The 26878-nt window shown below is 61.8% G+C and carries 22 protein-coding genes; 13 read left to right on the forward strand and 9 right to left on the reverse strand.

From position 1 onward, the window contains the following. The first annotated feature begins 54 nt into the window (after positions 1-54). Together OKW76_RS05325 and OKW76_RS05330 are read left to right on the forward strand one after the other, a co-directional pair. Positions 55-927, forward strand: a complete 873-nt coding sequence (locus OKW76_RS05325; RefSeq protein ID WP_265551786.1) for a DNA/RNA non-specific endonuclease — start codon at positions 55-57, stop codon at positions 925-927. Between the two features lie 443 nt (positions 928-1370). Next, positions 1371-2336, forward strand: a complete 966-nt coding sequence (locus OKW76_RS05330) for an HNH endonuclease (RefSeq protein ID WP_265551788.1) — start codon at positions 1371-1373, stop codon at positions 2334-2336. A 90-nt stretch (positions 2337-2426) separates the two neighbouring features. On the opposite strand, the gene OKW76_RS05335 is transcribed toward OKW76_RS05330, so the two are convergent. Beyond that, a complete protein-coding gene (locus tag OKW76_RS05335) occupies positions 2427-3881 on the reverse strand; it encodes a carboxylesterase/lipase family protein (protein WP_265551790.1) in 1455 nt (484 codons plus the stop codon). Positions 3882-3926: 45 nt separating this feature from the next. Continuing rightward, a complete protein-coding gene (locus OKW76_RS05340) occupies positions 3927-5528 on the reverse strand; it encodes a carboxylesterase/lipase family protein (protein ID WP_265551792.1) in 1602 nt (533 codons plus the stop codon). On the opposite strand from OKW76_RS05340, the gene OKW76_RS05345 reads away from it, so the two are divergent. Continuing rightward, positions 5484-6587 carry a hypothetical protein gene (locus OKW76_RS05345; RefSeq protein ID WP_265551793.1) on the forward strand — a complete coding sequence of 368 codons (1104 nt, stop codon included), beginning with the start codon at positions 5484-5486 and terminating at the stop codon, positions 6585-6587. The two genes, OKW76_RS05340 and OKW76_RS05345, sit on opposite strands and share 45 nt — an antisense overlap. 248 nt (positions 6588-6835) lie before the next feature. Here the strand turns inward: OKW76_RS05345 and OKW76_RS05350 are convergent, their stop codons facing one another. Together OKW76_RS05350 and OKW76_RS05355 are read right to left on the reverse strand one after the other, a co-directional pair. Further along, a complete protein-coding gene (locus tag OKW76_RS05350; protein ID WP_265551794.1) occupies positions 6836-9154 on the reverse strand; it encodes a PAS domain S-box protein in 2319 nt (772 codons plus the stop codon). A gap of 111 nt (positions 9155-9265) precedes the next feature. Further along, entirely contained in the window at positions 9266-9901 is a 636-nt protein-coding gene (locus OKW76_RS05355) for a LuxR C-terminal-related transcriptional regulator (RefSeq protein ID WP_265551796.1), read from the reverse strand. A 348-nt stretch (positions 9902-10249) separates the two neighbouring features. Here OKW76_RS05355 and OKW76_RS05360 point away from each other — a divergent pair. The 9 genes from OKW76_RS05360 (at position 10250) to OKW76_RS05400 (ending at position 16510) form a co-directional block, all read left to right on the forward strand. Continuing rightward, positions 10250-11001, forward strand: a protein-coding gene (locus OKW76_RS05360; protein ID WP_265551684.1) for an IS5 family transposase whose coding sequence is annotated in 2 segments (ribosomal slippage) — positions 10250-10562 and positions 10562-11001 — 753 coding nt in all. Because the reading frame shifts where the segments join, the coding sequence is not laid out codon by codon here. 22 nt (positions 11002-11023) lie between these two features. Continuing rightward, on the forward strand, positions 11024-11242 hold the full coding sequence (locus OKW76_RS05365; protein ID WP_265551798.1) for a TfoX/Sxy family protein: 219 nt from the start codon (positions 11024-11026) through the stop codon (positions 11240-11242). A 280-nt stretch (positions 11243-11522) separates the two neighbouring features. Further along, positions 11523-11783, forward strand: a complete 261-nt coding sequence (locus OKW76_RS05370; protein WP_265551799.1) for a DksA/TraR family C4-type zinc finger protein — start codon at positions 11523-11525, stop codon at positions 11781-11783. Between the two features lie 253 nt (positions 11784-12036). Continuing rightward, positions 12037-12417: a hypothetical protein gene (locus tag OKW76_RS05375; protein ID WP_265551800.1), complete on the forward strand. Its 381-nt coding sequence runs from the start codon at positions 12037-12039 to the stop codon at positions 12415-12417. Positions 12418-12673: 256 nt separating this feature from the next. Continuing rightward, positions 12674-13681, forward strand: a complete 1008-nt coding sequence (locus OKW76_RS05380; RefSeq protein ID WP_265551801.1) for a glycosyltransferase — start codon at positions 12674-12676, stop codon at positions 13679-13681. Next, positions 13678-14697, forward strand: coding sequence for an acyl-CoA dehydrogenase (locus tag OKW76_RS05385; protein ID WP_265551803.1), 1020 nt, complete (start codon positions 13678-13680; stop codon positions 14695-14697). Before OKW76_RS05380 ends, OKW76_RS05385 begins: the two co-directional genes overlap by 4 nt. 20 nt (positions 14698-14717) lie before the next feature. After that, complete coding sequence (locus OKW76_RS05390; RefSeq protein WP_265551804.1) at positions 14718-15347, forward strand: PIG-L deacetylase family protein; 630 nt, start codon at positions 14718-14720, stop codon at positions 15345-15347. Beyond that, positions 15344-15928, forward strand: a complete 585-nt coding sequence (locus OKW76_RS05395; protein ID WP_265551805.1) for a class I SAM-dependent methyltransferase — start codon at positions 15344-15346, stop codon at positions 15926-15928. Before OKW76_RS05390 ends, OKW76_RS05395 begins: the two co-directional genes overlap by 4 nt. A gap of 135 nt (positions 15929-16063) precedes the next feature. Continuing rightward, a complete protein-coding gene (locus tag OKW76_RS05400) occupies positions 16064-16510 on the forward strand; it encodes a ferritin-like domain-containing protein (protein ID WP_265551806.1) in 447 nt (148 codons plus the stop codon). Positions 16511-16833: 323 nt separating this feature from the next. Here OKW76_RS05400 and OKW76_RS05405 read toward each other — a convergent pair whose 3' ends face one another. Then, positions 16834-19266 (reverse strand): hybrid sensor histidine kinase/response regulator, encoded by a 2433-nt coding sequence (locus OKW76_RS05405; RefSeq protein ID WP_265551808.1) that lies wholly within the window; start codon positions 19264-19266, stop codon positions 16834-16836. Positions 19267-19732: 466 nt separating this feature from the next. Here OKW76_RS05405 and OKW76_RS05410 point away from each other — a divergent pair, with 466 nt between their 5' ends. After that, entirely contained in the window at positions 19733-22798 is a 3066-nt protein-coding gene (locus OKW76_RS05410; RefSeq protein WP_265551810.1) for a helicase-related protein, read from the forward strand. A gap of 605 nt (positions 22799-23403) precedes the next feature. Here OKW76_RS05410 and OKW76_RS05415 read toward each other — a convergent pair. The 4 genes from OKW76_RS05415 to OKW76_RS05430 form a co-directional block, all read right to left on the reverse strand. Then, on the reverse strand, positions 23404-24513 hold the full coding sequence (locus OKW76_RS05415; RefSeq protein ID WP_265551812.1) for a hypothetical protein: 1110 nt from the start codon (positions 24511-24513) through the stop codon (positions 23404-23406). 131 nt (positions 24514-24644) lie between these two features. Next, on the reverse strand, positions 24645-24842 hold the full coding sequence (locus OKW76_RS05420) for an excisionase family DNA-binding protein (RefSeq protein ID WP_265551814.1): 198 nt from the start codon (positions 24840-24842) through the stop codon (positions 24645-24647). Between the two features lie 121 nt (positions 24843-24963). After that, positions 24964-25626, reverse strand: a complete 663-nt coding sequence (locus tag OKW76_RS05425; RefSeq protein ID WP_265551816.1) for a hypothetical protein — start codon at positions 25624-25626, stop codon at positions 24964-24966. Then, the gene (locus tag OKW76_RS05430) at positions 25607-26827 is read right to left on the reverse strand and encodes a tyrosine-type recombinase/integrase (protein WP_265551818.1); all 1221 of its coding nucleotides are present in this window, start codon (positions 26825-26827) and stop codon (positions 25607-25609) included. Before OKW76_RS05430 ends, OKW76_RS05425 begins: the two co-directional genes overlap by 20 nt. Positions 26828-26878: the final 51 nt, after the last annotated feature.

A 26878-nucleotide genomic window follows, 5' to 3' on the forward strand; every position in this document is an offset into this window, starting at 1 on the left:
CGCGTCTCCAGCGATCGTCGCACAGGCGTCACCAGCCCGCTATATAGCTCGGATATGGACCTTTATTACGACAGCCCGATGATCCGTCTGAACGCTGGCATCCAAGGATGCGCGAAGACGCTAGGGCGTGCCGCCCTGATTGCTGCGGCTACGATATGTGCAGCCCCCGCGCTGGCGAGCGACGGTGAGCTGCACAGCTTTCACTGCCTTTTTGGCTGCCCTGTGGGGGCACCAGCCACCAACGACACCATAGTGCGCGAGATCTACACGCTTTCGTCCAATGACCTTACCAAGCTCGCCGACTGGGTCGCTTATCGCGTGACGCCCGCCTCGATCGGCCCGTCGCCGGATCGCGGCTGGCGGAGCGACCCTTCGCTTGCCACCGATGAGACGTTGACCCCGGACGCGTACGAAGGCGCCAACCAGGCACTGCGGACCGACCGCGGTCATCAAGCGCCGCTGGCTGCATTCTCCGGCACGCCGTTCGCCGCCGATACCAACATCCTGTCGAACATCACGCCCCAGGCTTCAGCCTTGAACCAAGGTCCATGGAACGCACTGGAAGGACAGGAGCGATCGCTAGCGCAACGACTGAACACCGCGGTCTATATCTACACTGGACCTTTGTTCGAACGGCTGATGGGGCCGCTGCCCGCCGGGCCGGTGCTTGCACGGGTTCCATCAGGCTATTGGAAAGTCGTAGCGCTCGCAGACGGTCGGGTCAGCGCCTTCGTTTTCGACCAGGCGACGCCACGTACCTTCAACTATTGCGACGGTCGGGTGTCTCTAACCCATGTTGTGCTTCGTAGCCGGTTCATTCTGTTCCCGATGGCGAATACAGCATCGTTTGGAAGTCTGGATACCGAGATCGGCTGCACGTCCCCGCGTCCGGCGGATCCTGCGCCTTCGACGATCCCGGGAAAGTAGGAGCAACGGCTGCGTCACCGCCCCCGATCATCGAGTGATGGCGTCGTCGTGGTCGTGCTCGTGCCACGCCGAAGGGCCCAAACGAGATTGGAGACGCTCGAAATCACCGCGGCGATCGCGAGCAACATCGGGGGATCAAATACAGACATAACGCGACTCCTTGTTCCCGATATGTACCTATCTGGTTGGTTGTAGGAAAGGGGTTGTTTGACCGCCAATCTAAGGGCAGCTGTGTAGAATTCATTGCCCTGGTCGCGGGTCACGTAGGCGCGACCCTTGGCCGCGACCCCTTTGGATCAAACCGGATAAGCCGGCGCCGTTCGCCGCACAGCTAAGGCCGGAGAGCGTCCATGCCGATGCATACCCGACGTTGAGCGGAGCATCCGCTTCCCGAAAGCAGTCACCCGTTCAGCGCTCCGCTGAGCCACGGCCGATTTCCGTCCATGCTGGACAGCTTGATTGCTTCGCCAGGAGAATGGCTGCACGATCTCTGGATGAAGGGTGTGTTCGAAATCAGCGGTGCGTCGCGCTACGACGACCTCCTAGCTGAGCGCTACCACTTTCCACGTGTTTACCTGCGGGCTGCTGAAGCATGCGTCGGCGACTGGATCGTCTACCGAGAGACCGGCTCAGCCGGTGGCCGGAAGGCCTACGTTGCGGCTGGTCTGGTGCACAGTATCGACCCTGATCCCACCGATCGCTCCCTCTTCTATGCCCGCATCAGCGACTTCATCGAGTTCGATCGCCCCGTTCCGTATCGAGATCAGGATGGGCGCTTCGCAGAGCGCATGCTGCGAGAGCTCGACAATCCTGCTATTGTTGGTCGAGCGCTGCGGGGTCGATCGGTACGGGCCATCGACAATGCCGACTTCGCCTCTATCGTAAACCGCGGGTTGATCGACACGCTGTCACCCGAGCACGCGATCAGACTCGAGCTGGATTCGCGCCACATCGACGCTCCCACCGCCGCATTGCTGGCCTTGCCGCCCAACGAGCGGCGCGTCGCGCAGCTGCTCATCAATCGTAAGGTTCGCAGCGCCGCCTTTCGCGGCCACGTCCTCGACGCCTATGATAACCGTTGTGCAGTAACTGGCCTGCGCATGGTCAATGGTGGCGGCAAAGCCGAGGCTCAGGCTGCCCATATCTGGAGCGTAGCCGACGGGGGACCTGATGCCGTACAGAACGGCATTGCCCTATCCGCAACTGCGCACTGGCTGTTCGACCGTCACCTCATCAGCCTCGATGACGAGTGCCGGTTGCTGGTGTCGCATAACCAGGTCCCTTCCGAGCTCATCCGGCTGTTCCCGCTACCGGGCGAGCGTGTCCACCTGCCGGCTGACGCTCGGCTCCACCCGCGCCGCGACTACGTCGCGAGGCACCGTGCCCGCTTCGCAGGTCTCTACGCTTGAGAGCTACCTGAACGTTACCAGCGCCTACGCGGCATCATGACCCTCACTCGGAAGTTCAAAGCATCTTTCGCGCTTCCCCAAAGCGGTCGTTCATTCAGGCGCTGCCGTAAGTCCACCCGCCGCCATAGCCGATTGCCTTTGACGGGCGTCGATTTCGGCACCCCACGGATCGCGCGCCGCAACCGCGGTTCCTGCAGCGGTGAAATCCATCACCCGATCCGACGCCGCATGATATTGCGGCCAAGCCGCCAGGCCCGATCCGTTCGGATCCCCCGCCTTGGCGAAATTGACGATATAGGAGCTGATCGTCTTGCCCATCGCGATGTCCTTTGGCGTGGTCTTGTCGCCATATTTGATCGCCGTGGTGTCGAAGAAGAACGGGATCTCGCTCGCGTGTTGGGCGCCGGGCTGGCCGACCGAGTCCGCCACGTACGAGAAGCGATAATGCCATACCGGCACCCCTTGCGCCGCGATCTTGGCCGCGGCGCTGCGCGCGCCGGCAATCATGAAGCCGGTCTTGCCGCCCATGTCGGCGCTGGTCGCGCCGATCAACATCGGCACCTTGGTGAAGTTCCCCGATCGGTAGGCGGCGTCCTGATCGACGACGATCCGACCATCGCGGAACGGGCCGCTGAAGGTTCGGGGACCTGGCTTTGGTTGGAACAACTGCACCATGCTCAGCCCGTCGGTAACCTGGTCGGCGGTGAGCGCACGCAGCTTGGTCAGCGCTTGCGGGTCCTGCGCTACGATCCCCTGGCTTTGCGCAAAATCGGTATAGATCCGTTCGATGTCGGCAAGCTCGGGGGACGCAGGCGTTTCGGCATTGCCCCCCGACATCACGACCGCCTTGTGGAACAGGCCCGTCGCCAGCGGCGTGGTGACGAGAGTATGGACCGACATGCCGCCGGCGCTTTCGCCGATGATCATTACGTTCGCCGGGTCGCCGCCCAGCGCGGCGATGTTACGCTGGACCCATTTGAGCGCAGCGATCTGATCGAGGAAGCCGTAATTGCCGATCAGCCCGGCATCGGGGTCTTCCCTCGTCAGCTGCGGCAGCGCGAAGCTGCCGAAGCGCCCGACGCGATAGTTGAAGCTTACGATCACTACCCCTTGCCGCGCCATGTTGGCGCCCGAATAGGTCGGAGGCGAGGCGCCACCGTTCACGAAGCCGCCGCCATATATCCAGACGATGACGGGCAGCTTGCGCTTTGCAGTCGCGGGCTTCCAGACATTGGCATAGAGGCAATCTTCGGCGGGCGTCGTCCCGAGCGGCGCGGCATCGCCGCCGAACGGGACCTGCATGCAATCGCTGCTATACGCCTTAGCCTCGCGCACGCCGCTCCATTTCGCGGCAGGTTGCGGCGCGCGCCACCGCAAGGGCCCGATCGGCGGCGCGGCGAACGGAACACCCTTCCAGGCGAGCACGCCATCTGCCTCTACCCCCGCAATCCGTCCGGTATCGATCGATACAATGGCCGGGATGCGCTGCGCCTGCGCGGTGCCTGGCAGCACAAGCGCGGCGGTGATCATCAGTCGAGCGAGCATCGCAGTCTCCGGAAAAAACATGGGCTGGTCCTCAAGCGCGCAACACTATCCGACGCGATTCGCCCTCGGGATCGTCGACCATGCGGCATTTGTCGTCGAACACCATCGTCTGGCACCGCACTGGTTCGCTCGGGCTCCAGTCCAGCCCCGGCTGGCTGGGATTGCCCGTCCGCGCGAAGGTGGCCCAGGCGCCGGCCATCGTCCGCGCCAGCCGCTGCGCCTCGGGGTATTGCCCGTGCCCTGTTCGCAGCGCGCGGTGTTGTCGAAGCAAAAGGCCAGGTCGGCGGTATGCCAGGCACCCGCCAGCCCATCGAGCTGCAGCGACTGCCACTGGAACAAATATTGGTAAACCGGTGCCCCGCCCTGCGCGTGCTTGAGCCGCACCATGTCCTGCACCCGGTTGCGATAGGCGATGCTCTGTACCCCGTAGGACAGCGTGCGAACCGCCTTTTCGGGATGCGCTTTCTTCATCGAGGTGATCAGCGCGTCGGCCTTCGCCACGCCGAGTTGATCGGTCAGGTCCTTGCGCCACTCGGCTTCGCCGGGGTTCGAGCCCCATCGCATACCTTCTTCGCTCGTATTGCCGATCAGCATCGGCACATCGCGCGACACCTCGGGCGCCACATCGGCGAACGACCGGACGTCGATGACCTTGCCGTCGAGCGTCGGCCCCCAGCCCACCCGCGGCGTTGGCGGCGGCCCGCCCAGGCTGCGCAGCATCGGTCCGTTGATCTCGCCGGCGACGGTGTTGCTTGCGGCCGAGAGATCGGCCCATGTGATCTTCTGGAGCGCCGCGATGTCGTTGGCGGCGATGCCGAGATGCTTGACCAGCCGCCGCGAATATTCGCGCGACTGCTGCGCCGTCGGCAGCGCCCCGCCGCCACCCGACTGCGCCGCCGCGCGGTGGATCAGCCCCTTGCCCGATCGCATGCCGAGCAGCGTGGTGACCTTCGAGCCGCCGCCCGACTGCCCATAGATCATCACTCTGTCGGGATCCCCGCCGAACGATGCGATGTTTTCCTGCACCCAGCGGAGCGCCGCAACGCAATCGGTCATGCTGACATTGACGGATTCTTCATAGGCTGAACCACCCACCTCGACGAGGTCGAGGAACCCCAGCACGTTCAGGCGATGGTTGATCGACACCTGCACCACGTCGTGATGCCGTGCCATCTGCGCACCGTCGTGCGAGGCCAGCTCGTACGACGATCCGAAGGCAAAGCCGCCGCCGTGGAAATACACCATCACCGGGCGATTGCCGCTCAGCGATGGCGTCCCGACGTTGAGCTTGAGCATGTCCTCGCCCTGGAAGCCGTCGTCCCATTGCTGCAGGAACGTATGCTCGACCGTGCGGAAATTATGCGTCGTTTGTGGGCTGTTCGCGCCATAGACGAGCGCGTTGTACGGCTCGGTCCAGGCCTTTGGCGGCTTGGCGGGCAGCCAGCGATTTTCCCCGCCGGTATCCTGGCCATAGGGGATGCCCTTGAAGGTGAACACGTCGCCGGCGACATAGCCGCGCACCGGACCATATCGCGTCTTGGCAATCGCGCGGTGCGGCGTCGTGCCGCCCCGCGCGGGGCCGCGCGGCGATGGCTGGACGCTTTGCGCACGCGCGGGAGGCAGCGCCAGGCCGGCGCCTGCCACCATCGACGCGATCAGTGCACGCCGACGGTCTATGAGCGGTCCGGCCATGTCTTGCTCTCCTATAACCGCCTCGTTTCGGGCGTTCAGCAAGCAAAGCGTAAAAGCGGCTATCCACCGCGTCAATACTCATACAAGACGTGCGAAAGGTTGGGAGACTATTGCATGCATATCGGGCGTTTTGCGCTGGCCGTTGCAGCGGCATCGATCGGTTCGATCGTCCAAAGCCAGGAAGTGGAACGCGGTAGCGGTCCCTATCCCGCGATCTTCGAGGAGCGGGCCGACCTTCCGAACCACGTCATCTATCGCCCCCGCGATCTTGCGCCGGCGCGCTCGGACAGACTGCCGATCTATGTGTTCGGCAATGGCGGATGCAGCGCCGACGGCACCAGCTCGCGCAACCATCTGCTCGAGATCGCGTCGCGCGGCTATCTCGTGATCGCGTCGGGTACGATCCCGCGCGCTGCCGCTCCAGCGGCCCCGGCCCCCGCTCCGCCTCGGCCCGGTGCGAAGCTGACGACCGAAACCGAAACGCGCCTGCTCATCGATGCGATCGACTGGGCACAGCGCGAGAACAATCGCGCCGGCAGCCCGTTCGCAGGCCGGATCGCGACCGACAGGATCGCAGCCTCAGGTTGGAGCTGCGGCGGGTTGCAGGCGCTGACCGCCGCGCACGACCCGCGGGTCACGACGTCGGTCATCATGAACAGCGGCTTTTTTCCCGACGGTACCAACCCGTTAAGCGGCGTGGTATCGGACAAGGCGCTGCTTAAGACGCTGCACGGATCGATCCTCTACCTCCTCGGCGGCCCGACCGACATCGCCTATCCCAACGGCACCGATGATTACCGGCGGCTCGAGAACATCCCGGCGGCAATGGTGAACATCCCGGTCGGCCACGGCGGCACCTATATGCGGCCGCACGGCGGCGTCGGCGCAGAGGTTGTGACGGCATGGCTTGACTGGAAGCTGAAAGGTAAAAAGGCGGCCGAAGCCCGCTTCACCGGCCCCGAATGCGGCTTCTGCAACGATCCGCGGTTGACGCTTGAGCGCAAAGACTTCTGACAGATGCGGGTGTTCCCCCTATGCCGGCATGACCACTGTCGGTCATTCAGCACCGTCAGGGCGGCACCCGAAACCGGCAGCTCGTTCATCAGATTGAAACGAACGCTCCGGCCAGCTTAGACTGGCGCTCGGAACAGCTTAAATAGGGACGTTGCTGCCGGTTCGTTACAAGGCGGCAAGATGGTAAGAATTGCTGTGCCGCACCCAGAGCGCTGGTGTTGTTTCAAAAAGGATTCGGGCCGGTCGCGTCAAGATGGCTCCGTATCCGGTCGCGTGAATAGGGACACGTTGACCAACTGGTTGATGCCGGCGGCCAAATTCTCGAGCTTATACGGCTTGCGCAATATCGGAAACGCGCGCTCGTTGATGGGGATGAATTGCTTGCTGCTGTAGCCGCTGGCGAGCAGGATAGGGAGGTCATTGCGCGACTCCTTTATCTGAGTGGCCAGTTCAAGCCCGCTCATACCGGGCATGACGATATCGGAGAACACAAGGTCAACCTCGTGTTCTTCGATCAACCGGAGCGCCTCCTCCCCGTCGGACGCCTCAACTACCTTGCAGCCGAGATCCTCAAGCAGCTGGCGCGCGAAGTAGCGAACATGTTCACTGTCTTCTACAAGAAGAACTCTAAGGCCTTTCGGGAGCACGGCGTCACGCGCAAGAGCGTACTCGTTCTCGCGCTGCTTTTCGGTTCGGGGCAGCCATAGCTCCACCAGTGTGCCGTAGCCTACGTCAGACTCGATGCGAGCCGATCCGCCCGATTGCACTGCGTAGCCGTGGATCTGCGAGAGACCGAGTCCAGTGCCTTTGCCGGTCGGCTTCGTGGTGAAAAAGGGCTCGAACACGCGCTTGAGCGTTTCAGGCGCAATCCCTTCGCCGGTATCTCGAATCGACAAGATGACCCCATCACCCTGTTCTCGCGTGGCATTTGTGGTCGAAATCGTAATCCGGCCGCCCCTGGGCATCGCATCGCGGGCATTGAGAACCGCGTTCAGCAATGCTGCTTCAAGGCCAGTCAGATCGATCTCCACGGGCCATAGTGCCGGGGTAAGGTCGAGTTGAAGGTCGTAAAGGCTTCCCAGCGTGCGCTCGAGCATCTCCCCCATGGCATCAAGCCGGACGTTGAGGTCGATGACCTCAGGTTCGAGCGGCTGACGGCGGGCGAAGGCAAGCAGCTGGGAGGTCAGACTAGCCGCGCGCTCAGCCGTCTCCAGCATGACGCTCAGATAGCGGTTGCGCTTCTCAAGTGGCAGGTCCGGCTGCTTCAGCAAGAAGTCCGTTGAGCCACGCATAACTGTCATCAGGTTGTTAAAGTCGTGGGCAATACCGCCGGCAAGCTCGCCAAGCGCCTGCAGCTTCTGGGACTGAAGAAGCGCCTCTTGCGTACGGCGCAGCTCCTGCTCCGCTTGCTTTTTCTCGCTTATGTCGCGGGTGATCTTGGCAAAGCCCACATGCTCGCCCGCATCATTGTAAATCGGGTCGATCAGCACGTGCGCCCAGAACAGCGAGCCGTCCTTCCGAACCCGCTGAGCTTCCGCTTCGAACTTTCCAGCCCGCAGGGACGTTTCCAAAGCGATGTCCGGAGCTCCCCGCTCGCGATCTTCTTCGGTGTAGAAGAGGGAGAAATGCTGCCCGAGCACCTCTCCTTCCTCGTACCCCTTTATGGTTTGGGCCCCCGAGTTCCAGCTCGCGATCCGGCCATGCCGGTCGAGCATGTAGATGGCGTAGTCCCGCACCCCCTCGACCAGCATCTTGAGTTGAAGCGCACTGTCATAGGTGGCCTGCTCGAGACGCCGCTTTTCGGTTATGTCTCGAGTGATCTTGGCGAAGCCGATCAGCGATCCGTCCTCATCATGAACGGCATCCACGATCACATGAGCGAGGAACGTCGCCCCATCCTTGCGGAGCCGCCAACCTTCCATCTCGAACCGCTTCTGCTCCGCGGCGGTCTTCAAGATGTGTGCGGGCAAGCCGCCCCGTTGGTCGTCCGGCAGGAAGAACGTTGAAAAATGCCGACCAATGATCTCGTCGGCCTCGTATCCCTTGAAGCGGCGGGCGCCAGCGTTCCAAGTGGTCACGCGACCCTCCAGGTCCAGCATGTAGATGGCGTAATCTTCGACCGAGCCGACAAGCAGCTGGAATCGCCGTTCGCTGTCGCGCAGCGCCCGCTCGCGCTCCTTTCGCTCGGTGATGTCGCGGGTGATCTTTGCGAAGCCTCTGAGCGATCCATCTTCGCCGTAGATAGCATCCAGAATGGCATGCGCCCAAAAACGACTGCCATCCTTCCTGATTCGCCAGCCTTCGGCTTCGAAACGGCGTTCGCGCGCCGCCGTGGCCAGAGCATGGGCCGGCACGCCCGCTTCTCGATCCTCATGGGAGAAGAACCTAGAGAAATGCTCACCAATGATCTCGTTTGCCGAATACCCCTTGAAGCGCTCTGCTCCCGTGTTCCAGGTCACGATGCTGCCATCGGGATCCAGCATGTAGATCGCGTAGTCCGTCACAGCATCCACGAGCAGCTGAAACGTCTCGGCTGGAGGCTGCTTATTGGTGTCAACTGTGTTCAAGATCTGATCCTGCGCTAGCGCCCTGGCCTACAAACATGGACCAAAGTCCATACCGAGCCGGAACCCTCGCGCAACAGGAATCGCCTCTTGTTCCGAGAGGCGCGCGTCCAACTAGAACCCAGCTTCGATCGCAAGCCGCATGGCTTCAACGGTGCTGGATACGCCCAAGCGCTTAACCAGCCCGCCACGGTGCATCTTGATGGTCTTCTCGGTTAGGCCCAGGTGCTCGCCGATCTGCCGATTGCGCATGCCTTTTGCCATCAGGCGCAGAACGGCCTGCTGCTGCCGTGTCAGCTGATCAACCCGGGCCGCGGCCGAAGCGCGAAGGAGATCACCCTGACCGGCAGCTACCTCCATTTGGCTGCCAACGAAGTAAGCCAGTTCAGCTTGATCGTCGAAGACAGGAGCAATCATCACGGCGTTCAGGAACTTGCTGCCGTTCTTGCGATAGTTGAGGAGCTTAAGCACGACCGGCGCGGCTGTGGCGACTGCGTGGGCAAGCGCCGCGGAGTGTGCTCGCTGGGTTTCCGGCCCGGCAAGAATGCGGCAGTTGCGACCGACGAGTTCACTTTCCGAATATCTGGTAAGCTGCTCGAATTGCCGGTTGGCCGCTATGATCGGATTGTCGTCAGCCCTCGCATCTGTGACGATTGAGGCGATCGGCGAGAGCCGGATTGACCGAATGAGCTCCCACTCGTCGCTGCTGCGCCCGTCTAATTTGGTCGCGGTGAACATGACAGCGTTCATATGACAAAATGGTCGGTGACGGCAAACCTGATCCCGTTACTCGTATCAACCAACCGCATGGTAGCTCGGCTGCTTTGGCTTTCCACGCAGGGCACCGCTTCTCGTCCGCTTTGGGCCACTGTGTCGAGAGCTGCCGCCGGCTTCGCGTCGGAGCTGACCCATACCTGGTGACTCAGCGGCACCTTGATACTCCCCGAAAGCGGCCGCCCGTTCATTCCGGTCTTCGACGCAGAAGGTGATCCCTTCGTTCCTCCTGACGACGCTCGTCTGCTAGGGTCGGGACCCATAAATCGGATACCCTTTGGGGCGCGAATGTGATTCAGGCTCGGCAACAGCAGGAGCGTGGATTTGAGCGAGTTCTGGTTGAGCGAGGAGCAGTTCGAGCGGCTTCGGCCATTGTTGCCGGACAAGGTGCGCGGTGTTGCGCGGGTAGATGACCGACGGGTGATCAGCGGCATCATCCATGTGGTCAAATCGGGCGGGCGCTGGGTCGATGCACCGGCCTGCTACGGTCCGAGAAAGACGCTCTACAACCGGTTCGTGCGGTGGGCGGCGAAAGGCGTCTGGCAAGAGATGTTCGTCACGCTGGCGGCAGCGGGTGGACCGCCCGCCGAAGTCCTGATCGACAGCACGCATATGAAGGCCCACCGCTCGGCGGGCGGCGGAAAAGGGGGGCGCTCGTCCAGGCAATCGGGATCAGCAGAGGCGGTCGCAACAGCAAGCTCCACGCGCTCACCGACGGTCAAGGCCGCCCGCTCCGCTTCCTGCTGACCGGCGGTAACGTCGCCGACTGCCGTGCTGCTGATGTCCTGCTCAACGATCTCGCGCCACGCACCATCGTGCTGGCCGACAAGGCGTATGACAGCAATGCGATCCGCGACCTGATCGAGCGCCAGGGTGCCGTGCCCAACATCCCCTCCAAGGTGAACCGGCGCTGGAAAAGCTGCTTCTCCCGCACGCTCTACAAAGGCAGGAACGCTATCGAGCGCATGTTCTGCCGCCTCAAGGATTATCGGCGCATCGCCACCCGCTACGACAAACTTGCCACCAACTTCCTCGGCGCAATCTACCTCGTGGCAGCCGTCACCTGGTGGTTATGAGTCCCGACCCTAGGTTCGCGGTATGGCAACGCAGCAACGCACAGTCGATTACTTGCTCGAACAGGCGACCGCCGCCGGTACAGTGTCGACCAAGCCAATGTTTGGCGAGTACAGCGTCTATATCGACGGTAAGATGATCGGGTCGGTTTGCGACGATCAGCTCTACGTGAAGCCGTTCGCCTCCATGCCGAGCCCGTATCGGAAGCTCCGCCGTATCCAGGAGCCAAGCTGCACCTACTAGTCGAGGCTGATCGCTGGGACGATGCCCGGTGGCTAGGTGCCCTGCTGCAGATCACAGCGGCAGGGCTGCCGACACCCAAACCGCGGAAACCGAAGCCAAGCACGTAAGAGCCTGCACGGTATGGCTATTCTACACAGCCTGTCAGCGTGTAACCGCCGTTGAAGACTGGCGTCTGGAAGGACCTGTTCACGCCGCCAGATGGGTGCGGACAAATTCGAGCGTCTCACCGCGATGGCACCGATGCCCGCTGCTTCCCATATAGCTTCGGAAGGAGACGCAGATGGCCGGCGGTTGGACGCGTGATGGCGCGATTCAGGATCAAATCGACGACACCGTGGCTGACGCGGTGCTGGCGGCCCGGGCGAATATACCGAGCGGAGAGAGTGAGCCGTTTTGCACAATCTGCGGCGACGACATTCCCGAGGGTCGCCGCCGTGCGATACCCGGGGTGCGCACCTGCGTGAGGTGTCAGAGCGGTCGCGATCGACCACTGGCTGCGGCGTTTAATCGGCGAGGCAGCAAGGATAGTCAGCTGCGGTGATCGCCGCCGCCTTGACGATATTCCTCGTGCCTCTGACCCATTTTCAGCCGTTCATACCGGCTTGGCGACTCCCTTCAAACGGCCGCTCGTTCACGCAGATAACAAGACTGATACAGCACGATGTCCAAGATAACCTGCCAAAAGAACGTTTCCGCACTAGCGCCGAAAAATATCGCACGAAGATCGGACATCTTTTTGCACTCGCTTCGTTAACCACCGCCGGCATTCGCCTGGTCCGAGAAAGGACACAAACATGGCAGTCAAATTCGCCGGGACGATGAATGCGATTAATCGCGGTCTGGAAGACACCAATCCCGCCAAAGGTGCAGACATGGTGGAGGACTGGGAAGCCGCGCTCGCTGAGATCGACATTCCAGGCACTAAAGGTATCCTACGCGACCTTGGATCGCTGCGTAAGCAGCTGGAAAAAAATGAGCCGGACGCAGATCGAGTCCATGCGCTGCTGCACCGTCTCGGCACGGCAACGACGAAGATCGCGGACAAGGCTGAAAAGTCGCAGGAAAAGTTGAAGAATCTTGGCGAGGCTCTCACGGAAGCCGGTGAAGACGCACCGGACGAAGAAGAGGATACCGAAGCCGCGGCAGCGCCGAAGCGGGCCCGTAAAAGAGTTTAGGTCTCAGCTGACGTCACCAGCATACCGCAGCACGGCGTGCTGGTGACGCCCTGCCCACTACCAACCGCGCGTCGCTTCGTTCAATCCGCCCCTCCTTCTATCGTTGGCAGTCTGCTGAGCGGGTAGCGGGGCAAAGCAGGTACTTAGCACGCAGCAAACCCTGAACGCTGGCGCATCCCGCCTATATGGAAGCGATGCCATTCACTATTGTGGCATTTAGGCTAATTTGGAGGCCAACCTGAACTTGCGCCCAGCAGTGTCTATTGCAGTCTGCGTCCCCGCCAGAAACGAAGCGGCGTTGCTGCCGCGGCTGCTTGACGCGCTTGCAGCGCAACGAGATACCCTTGCTTTCAAGCTTTGTCTGCTGCTTGACAGCTGCACTGATGCCAGCGAAGCGATCGTCCGTTCACGCGCAACCTTGTTGCCGTTCGACACAATTATCGCGACGACATTTTCCGAAGCGCCGAATGCGGGGCTCGCGCGGCGAAAAGCGATGGAAATCGGCCTCTCGGCGGTAAACGGCGAGCATCCGCTGATCATCTCTACCGACGCCGATACAGTGCCCGACCCGCGATGGTTGTCGGCCAATCGCGCTGCGCTCGATATCGCAGACATTGCCACCGGTTCGATCGAGCGCATCGGCGGCGAGGCCTGCCCGACGCAGGACCGCCTCGAGGCATATTACGATGCGCTCTATGCGTTGCGGCGTGCCTTCGATCCGGTGCCGTGGGAGGCGGCAAAGACGCATCATTACACAAGCGCCGCCAGCCTGGCCTTTCGCGCCGACGCCTATCGCGCGCTCGGTGGCTTCGCCCCGATCGGGCATGGCGAAGACGGCCACATCATCGATGCGGCGCATCGCGCAGGGCTGCGTGTCAGGCACGACGCCGCGATCCGCGTCCGGACCTCGGCACGGCGCGACGGGCGCGCGGTGGGCGGGCTGGCCGAGCATCTCCGCCGACTCGATGCCGATGGCGGCGAACCCCTAGTCGCGCATCCCGAGGACGCCGCCTGGCGCTATCGCCGATACGCCGCGGCGCGACACGCATGGGACAATATGGCCGCCGCCCGACTTGCGCTCGCGGTGCTGCTCGCGTGCGAAGTCGCGCACATCGACCGGGTTGCCGCCGACGTAGAAAACGCGCAGGCGTTCGCGACTCGCGTCGTTCCCGACGTGCCGGGCGGCGAGCGGCAGGTTCCCCTCGCCGATGCCGAAGCGGCCTTGGCGCGGCTATGCGTGCCCGATCAGGTGCTGGCTGCATGACCGACCCCACATCGCTCGGCGCTGTCTTGGCGCGCTATGAAGCGGATTCGATCCATCAGCTTCCCGCAGCGCTGGCGGCGTTGCATCGCTTGCTGCCGGTGCGCGGCGATCCCGCGACGCCCGAGGATCTGCTGGCGTTGCTGCGGATGCTGCATGCGATCGCCCGCCGCGACCTGCCGCTGGCGCGATTGTTCGAAGGCCATGTCGATGCGCTGCAGATCATCGCCCGCTACGACCCAGCGATTGTGCAGGGCGCCGAAGCCGCAGCGGCACGGAGCGGGATCTTCGGCGTATGGAATGCGGCCCTCCCCGGCGAGCCGCTGCACATCGTCGACGGGACACTGCACGGCGGCAAGAGCTTCGCCTCGGGCGCCGGTGTGCTGACCCACGCGCTAGCCGGCGCCGACACCGTCGACGGCAATCGGCTGGTGTTGATCGATCTCGCGGCGTCGCGGCCGGCGATCGACCGATCGCGGTGGCATGTGGTGGGCATGCAACGGTCCGAATCGCACGTCGTTCGGTGGGACGGCGCACCGCCGGCCAGCTTCGGTTTCGTCGGCGATCCCGGCGATTACGCCCGCGAGCCCTTCTTCAGCGGCGGTGCGCTTCGCTTCGTCGCGTGTCACGCCGGCGGCGTCGCGGCGCTGTTCGACCATGTGCGCGACCATCTGCTCACCACCGAGCGTGCCGAAGATCCGCACCAGGCGGGGCGGCTGGCCGAACTCTATACCGCCGCCGAATCGGCCGCTGCCGCAATCAGGACCGCAGCCGCCGCTTGGGGGCAGCCGGGGTTCGTCGATCACGTTGCCGCCGCGCGCATGATCGTCACCGCCTGTGCCGAACGCGCGATCCTCACCGCGCAAACGGCGGCGGGAGTCGGCGGCATGTTCATCACGCATCCGCTGTCGGCGGCGCTCACCGACCTGATGGTCTATCTCCGCCAACCGATGCCCGATGCCCAGCGGATGCGCGTCGGCAAGGCGGCTGCGGGCGGCTTGCTGGACCCGGGCTTGTGAAACCCCTGTCGATTGCGCGCGTGCGCAGCGCACTGGTCGTCGCCCCGCATGCCGATGACGAGACGATCGGTGCCTATGGCCTGATCCGCGCGCTGACGGGACGAGGCGCGCGCGTGACGGTCGCGGTGGTCACCGACGGCGCGGGGTCGCACCCCAACAGCATCCGTTGGCGGCGACCGCGGCTGGTGGCGGCGCGGCGTCGTGAAACGCTCGAAGCGATGCACCGCATCGGGGTGCCGGCGGGACGCGTCGTCTTCGTCGGCCTGCCCGATGGCGCATTGCCGGCGTTGGCCGTTCCCTTGCGACGGACCTTGGCGCGGCTGGTCCGGCGACATCGCGAGCTCGACTTGCTGATCGGCCCGGCGCGCGACGACGACCATCCCGATCACCGCGCGATCGCCCAAGGGCTGCCGCAAACGGGCGCACGGCGGCTGGAATATCTGGTCTGGCCCAACCGCCAGTCGGGATCGGCGCCAGCGACGCATTGGCTTCGCCTGGGCGGACTGGCGGCCGCCAAGCGCGGCGCGATCGGTCGCTATCGCACCCAGACTGGGACTATCACCGACGATCCCGGCGGCTTCACGATGTCACGCCAGGAACGCGCACGCTTCGCAAGGCCGGTTGAGCATTTCCGGGAGCGCAGGGTTTGAGCCCGATCGATCTGGCTGGCTTCGATGCGAAGTTCAGCGGCAACGACGACCCCTGGTCGACCTTCACCGACCGCGACGAAGCCCGCAAACGCCGCGCGATCCTGCGCGGTATCGGCGGCCAAAAGGTCGGGCGCGTGCTCGAATTCGCCGCGGGGAACGGATCGAACAGCGCAGCGCTTGCCCGCCTAGCGCTGCGCCTGGACGCGACCGAAGGCACGCCGAGCGGCGTCAGGCTGGTTGCCCGCGCGGTGGCCGGCAACCGCCGCGTCCGCGTTTCACGCCTCGTCCTGCCGGGCCGCTTTCCCCGCGCGACCTATGACGCGGTCGTTATCGCCGAAGTGCTGTATTATCTGAGCCCTCGCGACATGGCCGCGGTCGCGCGCGCCGTCGCCGCCGCGCTGCGGCCCGGCGGTCGCCTCATACTGGCGCATCACCGCGTCGATTATCCCGATTTCGTCCAACACGCCGCCCACATCCATCGCCGCTTCCTGGCCGCGAGCGGCGTGGCTTGGCGGCTTGGTGGCAGGCTACGCAATGGGCGGTGGCGGGTGCAGACCTACTGCAGCGGTCCAAGCACATGAGCATGAACCGCATTCTGAAAGGCCGTTGGCCGAGCTAGTGGGATTCCGACAGCTGCGCGACGAGCCTTCGAACCGGAAGCGAGGGACCTTATCGCGAGGCAATCGTTGTGCAGGCTCAACCACTCGGAGCTAGCCATGAACCAAGTAAACGAAGTGTCGCTTCTGAACGGCCTCATCAAGACGACGCTCGACAGCATGAAGGGGTATGAGGAAGCTGCAAAGGATGCGGAGAGCACCCAATATGCAACGATGTTCGCAGAATTTGCTCGCGACCGCACGCAGGTTGCGACCGAGCTGCAGGGGCAGGTCCGCACACTTGGTGGCGAGCCGGAAATGGATCCCAGCATGCTTGGCGCTGCGCACCGCACGTTCATGAACCTGAAAGAGGCTATCACCGGCCACGATGACAGGGCCATCATCGAGGAGGTCGAGCGGGGCGAAGACCACATCAAGGCCAAGTTCGAAGAAGCGATGGCTGATAGCGAACTGTCACCGACCACGCTTGCTGCCATCACTGCGGGATATGCATCGGTTCGGGAAGGCCACGACAAAATGAGCACGCTGAAGCACGGGATGGCGTAGTTAGCAGGGGTGCGGCCGATATCATCAGCCGCACCTCCGATACGGCTGAGCTTACGCTTTAGATAGCTTCAGGCGGGCGGTGAATGATCGGGAGCACTTTTTCCCGCGTCCAAATCGCGACCGACGTTGCGTTCTTGCTTGCCATCCATCGAGTGGGCATTCGAGCGTTTTCGCATAAACCAAGCTAGCGCTATGCAAGCTGCCAGCAATACGCCGATTAAGGTCATTAAGTTTAGCGAAGACAGAAAATCGACACGTGACATAACAGTGTCCTTTGCTTACCCCGCCAATGTTGAACAGCGCCCGTCATCAGGAATAGTTCCCTAAAGATGGCGCACCGCTCGCCGTAGCACGCGCGACATGGCCTCTACCGAATAGGGTTTCTGAAGCAAATCGAAACCGTGGTGCCCATTTTCGGCGAGGACGTGGCTATATCCGCTTGTGAGCACGATCGGCAAGCCAGGGTAGCGACGCCGGACTTCCTCGCCGAGTTCGATTCCCGTCATGCCTGGCATGATGACATCGGTGAACACCACATCGAACATCAGATCGTCTTGGGCTAGCAGATCGAGCGCGGCATAGGCGTCCGCCGCCCAAGTGGTCCGATATCCAAGGTCTTGGAGCATGGTCGTAGCGAACTCACCGACACCGACATTATCTTCCACTACGAGAACGCTGGCATTTGGGGCATGTGCGGATTGTTCGGCATCGGGCCGATCGATCGGTTTAACCCCGTTCGCGGACACCAGCTTCAGATAGATCGTGAATGTCGTTCCGGTGCCTGCCTGACTTTCCACGAGCACGTCGCCGCCGGATTGCTTGGCGAAGCCGAACACCTGACTCAGACCCAGACCGGTGCCTTTGCCGACGTCCTTCGTAGTGAAGAACGGCTCGAATATCCGTGATAGGTTTTCCAGGGTTATGCCGCTCCCGGTGTCGGTGACGCTGATCGTTACATAGGAACCTGGTCGTTCGGCATGATGACGCACCGATGGAATTGACGAAGCTGGTCGGACGGTGAGAGTCAGACTTCCTTCACTGCTCATCGCATCACGCGCATTAACAGCCAGGTTCAGGATGGCGGTATCGAACTGGGCCACATCGGCTTCAGCGTGGAACGGTTCCGGGGGCAGTTCGACGTTCAGCGCGATGCGGCTGCCTAAAAGCGAGCGTACCATCTCGGCAACGCCAGCAACCTTATCGCCAACGTTAAACACCTCGGGCTTTAGCGGCTGACGACGCGCGAAGGCAAGGAGCTGCCCTGTCAGCTTGGCCCCACGATCAGCGGTGTCGGAGATCGCGTCGATGTAGCGCCGACGATTCTCGTCTGTAATGTCGGCGCGGCGGAGAAAGTCGGCAGCAGAACGAATTACGGTCAGCAGGTTGTTGAAGTCGTGCGCGACGCCGCCCGTGAGCTGTCCAACCGCATCCATCTTTTGTGCTTGGTTCAGCGCCTCGTTGGCCACCTTTTCACCCGTAATATCGCGAGCTACGGCATGGATGAGGCTCTGTTCGGGAACAGCGGACCAGGAGAGCCAGCGATAGCTCCCATCCCGGTGCCGATAGCGGTTTTCAAACCGTAGCGTTGTCATGCCATCTGTTAGCCGGAGCGTTTCGGATCCAGTCGCGGGCTGATCATCAGGATGCACGAAGTCGAGATATGGCCGACCGATCAGCTCGTCACGTTCCCATCCCAACAGTGCGGTCCAAGCCGGGTTGACCGACACGATTGTGGCATCGAATTGCGCAACTAGCATCAGGTCTGTGGTAAGACGCCACATGCGATCGCGCTCGGCGGTGCTTTCCGCGACCCGCTGTTCCAATGTCGCGTTAAGTTCGCGAAGCCGGTCTTCCGTCGCCTTACGCCGGGTGATGTCTATAGCCGTGCCGATTGCCCGTATGCAGCGTCCCTCGTCGTCGAAGATGCCGCGGCCTTTGGCCGCTACCCAGCGAGTAATGCCGTCTTCCTTGCCAATCGTCCGGTATTCCACATCGTAGGTAGCGCGACGCTCCGGATCGAGGGCGCTAGCAAAAGCTGCCTCTGTTACGTCGCGATCGTCACGATGCAGACCAGCGTAGAAATCGTTCATGCTGCACGAGACATCCGGCGAGATGCCAAACATCGCCTTGGTACGTGGCGACCAGTTGAGCACGTTGGCGGTGAGGTCCAAGTCCCAGGTACCGATCTCGGCCGCGTCTACCGAAAGCTTGAGCGTGACTTCGTTGAGGGCGAGCCGTTGTTCCGCAAGGGCGCGCTCTGAGCTAAGCACGGCGTTCGCTGCCTGTAATCCGACGAGCTGGTCGCGTTCCATCGTGACGTCGAGCTGGCTGGCGAAAAAATAGGTGAGCTTGCCCGCTTCGTCGCGGACAGGTGCCAGCAGCAGCCGATTCCAAAAAGGAACACCGTCCCGCCGATGATTGCGGATGTCGATTTCGATCGACCGTTCCTCGCGAATGGCATCGCGAATTGCTTGTACATCCTCAGGTCGAGTTTCTGGACCCTGTAAAAAACGGCAGTTCTGCCCTACAATCTCGTGGCGCGAATAGCCGGTCAACTGACAGAACGAGTCGTTGACGAAAACGATTGGGTTGTCGGGCAAACGAGGGTTCGTGACTACTATCGGCATCCGCGTTGCTCGGACGGCAGAGGCGAAGGGATCGTGCGTGGTCCGGTTTTCGCTGAACTCTGCCTCGATGCGGGCCGCGTCTTCACCAGTGCCCGAGCCGGGGTAATCAATTTCATTCGAAACGCGCATTCAAACCCTCGCCAGTAATTTTCCCTTATGCTTAGCTATAGCTAAGGCATTTTACGAGTGCTCGATCGCAGGTGCGTTAATGGGGGGGTTGCCGTGCGAATGCCTTGATGGGACGTTCGACAACCTGTTGGAGGGGCTTGGCCGAATCCCGCCTGGTGCGAAATCGCGCGACAATGGTCTCAGCCCCTCAATAGTAGACGTAGTGGAACAGGCTGACGGGCTTAAACAGACGGGGCATCCAGAACCCTCCCCGCCTCTAATTACGAACTGGTGCATTTGGCCTAATAGACCCTTCGAGCAGCGAATAGCGCCTTGAGGGTGCGGAACGCCAGGCGCGAGCGGCAGTTGTAGCGCAACGCCATTATGCCCCGGATGAGGAACCAACGTGTTGCAACAAACCGACCGAGCCCCCGTTGCAGCTACTCCCGCGCCAGCGCCGGAAGCGCTGGTCGCAGCATATTGGTCATTGAATGGGACTCATCGCACGATCGTTGTCACTCGGGACGAGCATCGCGCGCAGGCGATCGCGCGGCTGGCGGCGGCGTTCTCGCCCGAGGCGGTGGTGATCCACGTCCCCGCGAGCGACGCACTGCCGGGCGATGCCGCGCCGCCGAGCGCGGCGAATGTCGGCCTGCGCGTCGCGGCGCTTCGGCGATTGCGGCAGGCGACCACCGCCAAGGACAAAGCGCCGATCCTGCTGGTCGTATCGGCCGAGGCGAGCGCGGTGCGCTATGCCGAGCCCGCCGCCTTCAATGCCGCGCCGCCGGTGCTGTCGGTGGGCGATCCGATCGAGATCGATAGCTTTTCGGCGCTGGCCGAGACGATGGGCTATTTCCTCGACGACCGGGTCGACGAGCCCGGCGAGATCGCGGTGCGCGGATCGGTGATCGACCTGTATCCCGCCGACCGCGAGACCCCGGTGCGAATCGGCTTCAACGACGGGGTGATCGACGCGATCCGCGCCTATGACCCGATCAGCCAATTGGCGGTCGAGGAGCTTTCGACGGTGACGATCGGCCAGGCGAGCGAACCTGCCCCCGAAAACGGTGTGCCGATCACCGATCACCTGAGCGGCGCGGCGGTGCATGTCGAACCGGGCGCCGCCGCGCGCCGTGACCGGTTCCTCGGCATCGCGCTCGATGGGGGCACGCGGCGGCGGGGAGCATCGGCGGTGGTGACCGCGGAGGATTGGGCCGCGGCGATCGGCGACCGGATCGCGTCGTTCGACATCACGCCGCTCGCGCCGCCGCCGCGCTTCGCCGAGCGTGCCGATCCGGTGCGGGCGTTTCGTCGCTTCGCCAAGTCAGCGACCGCCGAGGGTCGGCTGCTGATCGCCGGATCGCTGCGTGACCTGCGCTTCATCGCCGCGCGGATGACGCCGCCGCCGCTCGCGGTCGAATCGCTCGCGCAGGCCGCTGCGGCGTCTGCTGGTGCGATCTGCACGCTGGCCGCGCCGCTCGACCGCGGCTTCGTTCAGGGCGACCACATCATCGTCGCCGCCGCCGATCTGCTCGGCAGCCGGGCCCAGGCCGATACCGATCATGCCGCGCACGCTGCCTTCAGCTTGGCGGGCAATGGCGAGCTCCATGTCGGCGATGTCGTGGTGCACGAGGATCACGGCATCGGCGTGGTCGCGGGGCTCGAGATGCTACCGCAGGGCGGCGATGCGATCGTGCTCGAATATGCCAAGGGCGCGCGGCGGCTGGCGCCGGCTTATGATGCCGGGCGGGTGTGGCGTTATGGCGCCGATCGCGATGCGGTGACGCTCGACACGCTCGACGGCGCGAGCTGGATCAAGCGCCGGGCCTCGATCGACACCGCAATCGCCGAGAGTGCGCGCGCACTGACTGCGCTTGCCGCCGAGCGCGACGCGCGCACCGCCGATCCGATCGAGCCCGATCGCGCGGCCTATGAACGCTTCGCCGCGACCTTCCCGTTTTCAGAGACGATCGACCAGGCGCGCGCGATCGCCGCGGTCCGCGCCGATCTGGCGAGCGGCCGCCCGATGGACCGGCTCGTCGTCGGCGATGTCGGCTATGGCAAGACCGAGGTCGCGTTGCGCGCCGCGGCATTGGTGGCGCTCGGCGGGCGGCAGGTGGCGATCGTCGCGCCGACGACGGTGCTGGTGCGCCAGCATCTCGATACGTTCACCAAGCGCTTCGCCGGCACGGGGCGCGAGGTCGCGGGGCTTTCGCGGCTGTCGAGCGCTGCCGAGCGCAAGCGGGTGAAGGCCGGGCTGGCCGACGGGTCGATCTCGATCGTCGTCGGCACTGCGGCGGTCGCGGGGCGCGGGGTCGACTATGCCGATCTCGCTTTGGTGGTGATCGACGAGGAGCAGCGTTTCGGCGCGGCGGCCAAGGCGTCGCTTCGCGCGATGGGGGCGGGGCACAGCCTGACGCTGAGCGCAACGCCGATCCCCCGCACGCTGCAATCGGCACTGGTGGGGCTGCAGGCGATCTCGATCATCGCGACGCCGCCGGCGCGCCGCCAGCCGATCCGCACCGTGGTCGAAACCTTCGACAGCGACATGGTCGCCAAGGCGCTGCGCCGCGAGCGCGCGCGCGGCGGGCAGAGCTTCGTCGTGGTGCCGCGGATTGAGGATATCGCCCCGCTCGAGGCCAAGCTGGCCAAGCTGGTGCCCGAGCTCGGCGTGGTCGTCGCGCATGGCCGGATGGACGCCAACATGCTCGACGAAGCGATGGCCGATTTCGCCGCGGGTGATGGCGACGTGTTGCTGGCGACCAACATCATCGAGGCGGGGCTCGACGTGCCGCGCGCAAACACGATGATCGTCCACCATGCCGATCGCTTCGGGCTGTCGCAGCTGCACCAATTGCGCGGACGGGTGGGGCGCGGCGGGCGGCGCGGGCATATCCTGCTGCTCACCGCCGATGGCGCGAAGATAGCCGATACGACGATCAAGCGGCTGCGGACGCTGCAGGCGCTCGATCAGTTGGGTGCGGGCTTCGCGATCGGCGCGCGCGACCTCGACATGCGCGGCGCGGGCGACCTGGTGGGCGAAGAGCAGGCCGGTCACATGAAGCTGATAGGCACCGATTTGTACCAGCATCTGCTGGGACGGGCATTGCGGGTGGCGCGCGGCGATGATGGCGATCGCTGGCAGCCCGAGCTCAAGCTGGGGATCGCCGGGTGGTTGCCCGACGACTGGATCCCCGAAACCGATATCCGCCTGACATTATATGGCCGGCTGGCGCGGATCACCGATGCCGCCGCGCTCGACGCGTTTGAGGCCGAGCTCGAGGATCGCTTCGGTGCGTTGCCCGAGCCGGCGGCGCTGTTGGTGGCGACGATGAGGATCGGCATCCTCGCCGATGCTGCGGGTATCCGCCAGGTCGATGTCGGCCCCGGCGCGATCGCGCTGACTCCGGTCGATTTGAAGGCGGCGCTGCCCGAGGGGTTCGAGCAGGCCAAGAGCCGCTGGCTGGTGCGCGAGCGGATCGATGATCCGCAGGCGCGGCTGGCGCGGGTGGGCCAGTTGTTGGACAATTTAGCGGAGTGCTATGGTGGATGAAAGTACGGCTTCAGCATTCACGTTCCGTGTACTGTGGAAGCTAATGCACCGTCCTATTTAATTTGGCTCGAACCCCGATTGATGCGTTAGTAAGCACTATTACGATGCTACTTGCCTCGGTCAATATTTCGGATCAACCCGCAGAATACCGATCGGTCGTGAACAATTGCGATCTACGTCGTTTATGTCTCTGTCTCGACCGCTCGGCCCAAAGCCACATGAGCTGCCTGATCGGCAACCTTAATGAACGGCTGCTTACCTTCAAACGTCGCCCGGAAGCGGCCGGGCCGTAATCCACCAATCGACGTCGCGAAGATCCTCAAATACAGCACTTCTAGAAGGCGCTCACATCTAAAGCCGCGTAATCATCAGGCGCGGTCCTGCAAATCGGTAAGAAAATAACAATATGTCATGATCTTTGATCTACAGCTACCTTTAAGGTATATTGTCGGATCATATTCTAGCTGTATATAGCTGCATAGGTTTATTGTAGACGGCTAGATTCCTGGGTCTCTATGTTGATTTATAAATAGACTCTGATTCCTATATCCATTATTAATTGGTTTACAAGTGTGTGGCATAATGCGCCACACACTTGTATTCAGTTAACTGCTGCTACTTTTTTTGTCCTGTCGGGCATGTTTCTGCCGCGAACGGATTGAGTGGGGCGAGCTAACAGAAGTATGAACACTTTGTGGCCTAGCCCCAATTCGGTGGATTGTATTAGCTATCCGACCTGTGGCTTGCCTCCTCTTTTCAGGACGTGACATACGGTCAAATCGATAAGGCATAAAGTTCCGGCTCCCTTGATGTTCGCGTAACCTTGCCCAGAACGCCCAGACGTCGAAGTCGACGGGCTTTTTTTCCGCAGCTATGCTCTTCGCTTTCTTCCACTCATTCAGCTCTTGGCGTATTTCCTGCCGAATGCCAGCGCCGCCCTTCGTACCGGCAATTGTGCTTATAAAGTCGATCTGGCTGAGGCCCTCGGCCATTCGCAGAGCCAACTCGGGTCGGTAACCTTTAATGGTGTCCATAAACATGGTCTTGCCGTCGTCTGTACGCTTCTTGCGTAAGTTTTTCGCCGAGCAAGGGAGCTTGATGCAATACAAGGATGCCCGAAACATATCGGCTTTCGAGTCATTGATTTTCGTGATTTTGATTGGCACAGCTCCGAACTTGCATACCCAAGCGCCTGAAGAGTTTAGCTTTTTCACCCCTTTTTTTATTTTCTTTTCGGATGATCCCCACGCGATTCCGTGGATGTGAAACGAAAGCGTCCTACCAGCCCCATCATTGGAGTAGTTCATGATGGCGCAGACATCCGTTGCCAAAACGGCGCTCAGATTCAATTTCGCAATAGCGCGGCGCGCTTTAGCCATAAGGAAATCTGAACGACAAATCGGAAGCCGGTCTGAGGTGAGCCCTTCGTCGTCGAACATTGTTACCAGATAATAGCTCATACCTGGATTGGCCTGCCGATGCCTAAGCATGGCTCTGGCGAATATACGAGACGCTTGCCGACACGCTCCAACGTCGGAACGAACGATACCCTGGGTATTTCCACCTACACCGAGAAGGGACCGAATTACCGCTGCTTCGGCCTCGCTACTCGCTAATCGCTCAGAAGCGTGCAGTGCTTTCGCCAAATAAATGCTTGCTTTGGTGTCATAGCTTTTGCGGGCCTCACGCAAGGGGTTACGAATTTTCTTTGTCATAATGAATCCTTAGATTCATACCTCTTGGGCATCAAAAAGCATCTCAAGCCACTTGATGCCCAAATTTGATGGTATGTGATGTATATTACAAAGCATTTCGATCGTGATCGGCAGTATGCGGACTATTGTCTTCAGCTACTGATGTTCTTATCAGGACAACCAAGGATGCCCTTCGAAACAAAGGCTTCCAAGTCTTGCTTTACAACAAGCCTTCGTCGGCCGACTTTGAACGACCGGAAGGCACCATTAGCCATGAGTTCGTAAAACTTCGTACGGCCGATCCCCAAGGCCGCTGCGGCGGAGTCTACGGTGGTGGTTAACTGCTGCATTTCATTCTCCCTGCCGCTTAGCACCATGCCGAGCGACAGGGATTTAAATGTGCAAATTCAGCTCACACGTCCGTTTTTTATTGGATGCAAATGCGTCGGAAGGGGCATTCAGGGATTTGCATCAATTTGCAGAATCGGCTGGTCCAAGCAGCTTGTGCGCCATTCCCGCCACTTCCCGAATCTGCACTTGGCCCGCTCGCAATTTTCCATCTGGGCCATAGCGAAGACGGTCCATCAAAGCGTCGGTGAGCGATAACTGGTCTGGATAGTTTTTGCGCGTTAGCTCGCTCGCGAAGATCATTCTCACTACTTCGGTCCAGATGGCGTCCCTTTTTTCGATTTCAGGGGGACGCCCCCGTTTCGCTTTTCCGACTGCAGCAAACACTTGCGGTAAAAGATGATGCAGCTCCGCCTTATCGAAACGGACGCCGCTAAACATCCTCCGCTTCAGCGGCTTAACCGTGATGGTGTAGTAGAATTGGTTCGTTGGCCAGCGCCATCGTGATCTGTCTTCGAGAGCCCGCTTGTCTGATCGCCAATACCTCACTGGTACCATGACATCGCGTTCGACAGTCTCGTTATTTGGCTCAATTTTCCAGCTGAGAGTAGCGGCGTTGCTGGCTGTATTTATCCAAACCGACTTTGCTTTTGCGCTAAGCCGGCCATCCCGGAGATAATCGGCCAACATTGCCTTGGCCGCAAGGGTATCAATCGTTCCTGTTGCAACGAGCGCATCGACAGCGTCGCTGGCTGATATCCAAGAGCTATCTTCTACGTTTGCCATAAGCGTTAGTCGTTCCATGTCCGAGCAGGTAACCTGCCCAATCTTCCATCAGAACTCGTCTACGTTCAATAGCTGCGCCGCGACGATACGCGCGCTCTGCCTTGTTTTGAATCGTATGAGCCAAGGCTTGCTCGATCAGTTCGCGAGGATAATCCGTAGCATCTCCTGCCCAGTCGCGGAAAGTGGATCGAAAGCCGTGGACCGTCACGTCACTCTTTTCCATTCGTCTCAACAGCATGCTCATTGCCATGTTAGAGCGTTTTGCTCCTCTTACCGAAAAGACGAACTGAGTTGGTTTACACCCTCCGTCAGCGGCTAGCCGTTCGAGAAGAGCAAGAGCGGCAGTTGCAAGCGGCACGGTATGTGGCGCACCAGCCTTCATCCGCGCTGCGGGGATGGACCACAGCCCTTTCTGCAGATCAATCTCTTGCCACGTCGCGCCCAATGCCTCGCCGCTCCGGGCGGCAGTAAAAATCGTGAATTCGAGGCAGCGAGCCGCCAACGCTTGGCGTTCTTGGAGGCCCGTCATGAAGCCTGGTATGTCTGCCCAGGCCATAGCCTTGTGGTGGCCTCGAGTAAGCTTCGATTGGGCTGGCAAAAGCAGCTGGAGATGGCCGCGCCACATGGCTGGGTTCATCGTGTCACGTTCGCGAATGCCACGTGCTTTTGCGGCGTCGAGTATCCGTTCAATTCTACCGCGTACCCGTTTTGCTGTCTCGGGTTTCTCGGTCCATATCGGCTGGAGAGCGCTCAAGACATCATTCGTATCGATTTGGTCGATGGGGAGCATTTCCAAGTTTTTGGCATGGTCTCGCAGACTATGACGCCATTGCTGACGATGCACTTCGTTGCGCCAGCCCTGCTCCACGCTGGCGATGTAGGCCTCCGCGAAATCACCAAATGTTGGAGACAGCGGAGCGACGGTCGCTTCCAATGAGGGTAGCGCCGCCCGAGGATCGCAGCCGCTTTGGATCAACTGCCGCATCTCTCCAGCGAGGCGGCGGGCATCCAGCAGCGTGGTAGAATGAACCGCTCCAAGCGAGATCTCTCGCCTTTTCCCATCTGAGGAATGCATGAACGTCCACCCTTTGGCACCTTGCTTCGTGATACGAAGGTAAAGGCCACCGCCGTCACTATGGCGACCAGAACGCTTGAGGCTGGCCACTTCGCGGCTTGTGAGACGATTAAGGGTGCGGCTCATATAGGCTCCTTACTGAACCATCATGCCCACCTTCATGCCCACTTTCAATCC

The organism is Sphingomonas sp. S1-29, from assembly GCF_026167545.1.
GTDB lineage: Bacteria > Pseudomonadota > Alphaproteobacteria > Sphingomonadales > Sphingomonadaceae > Sphingomonas.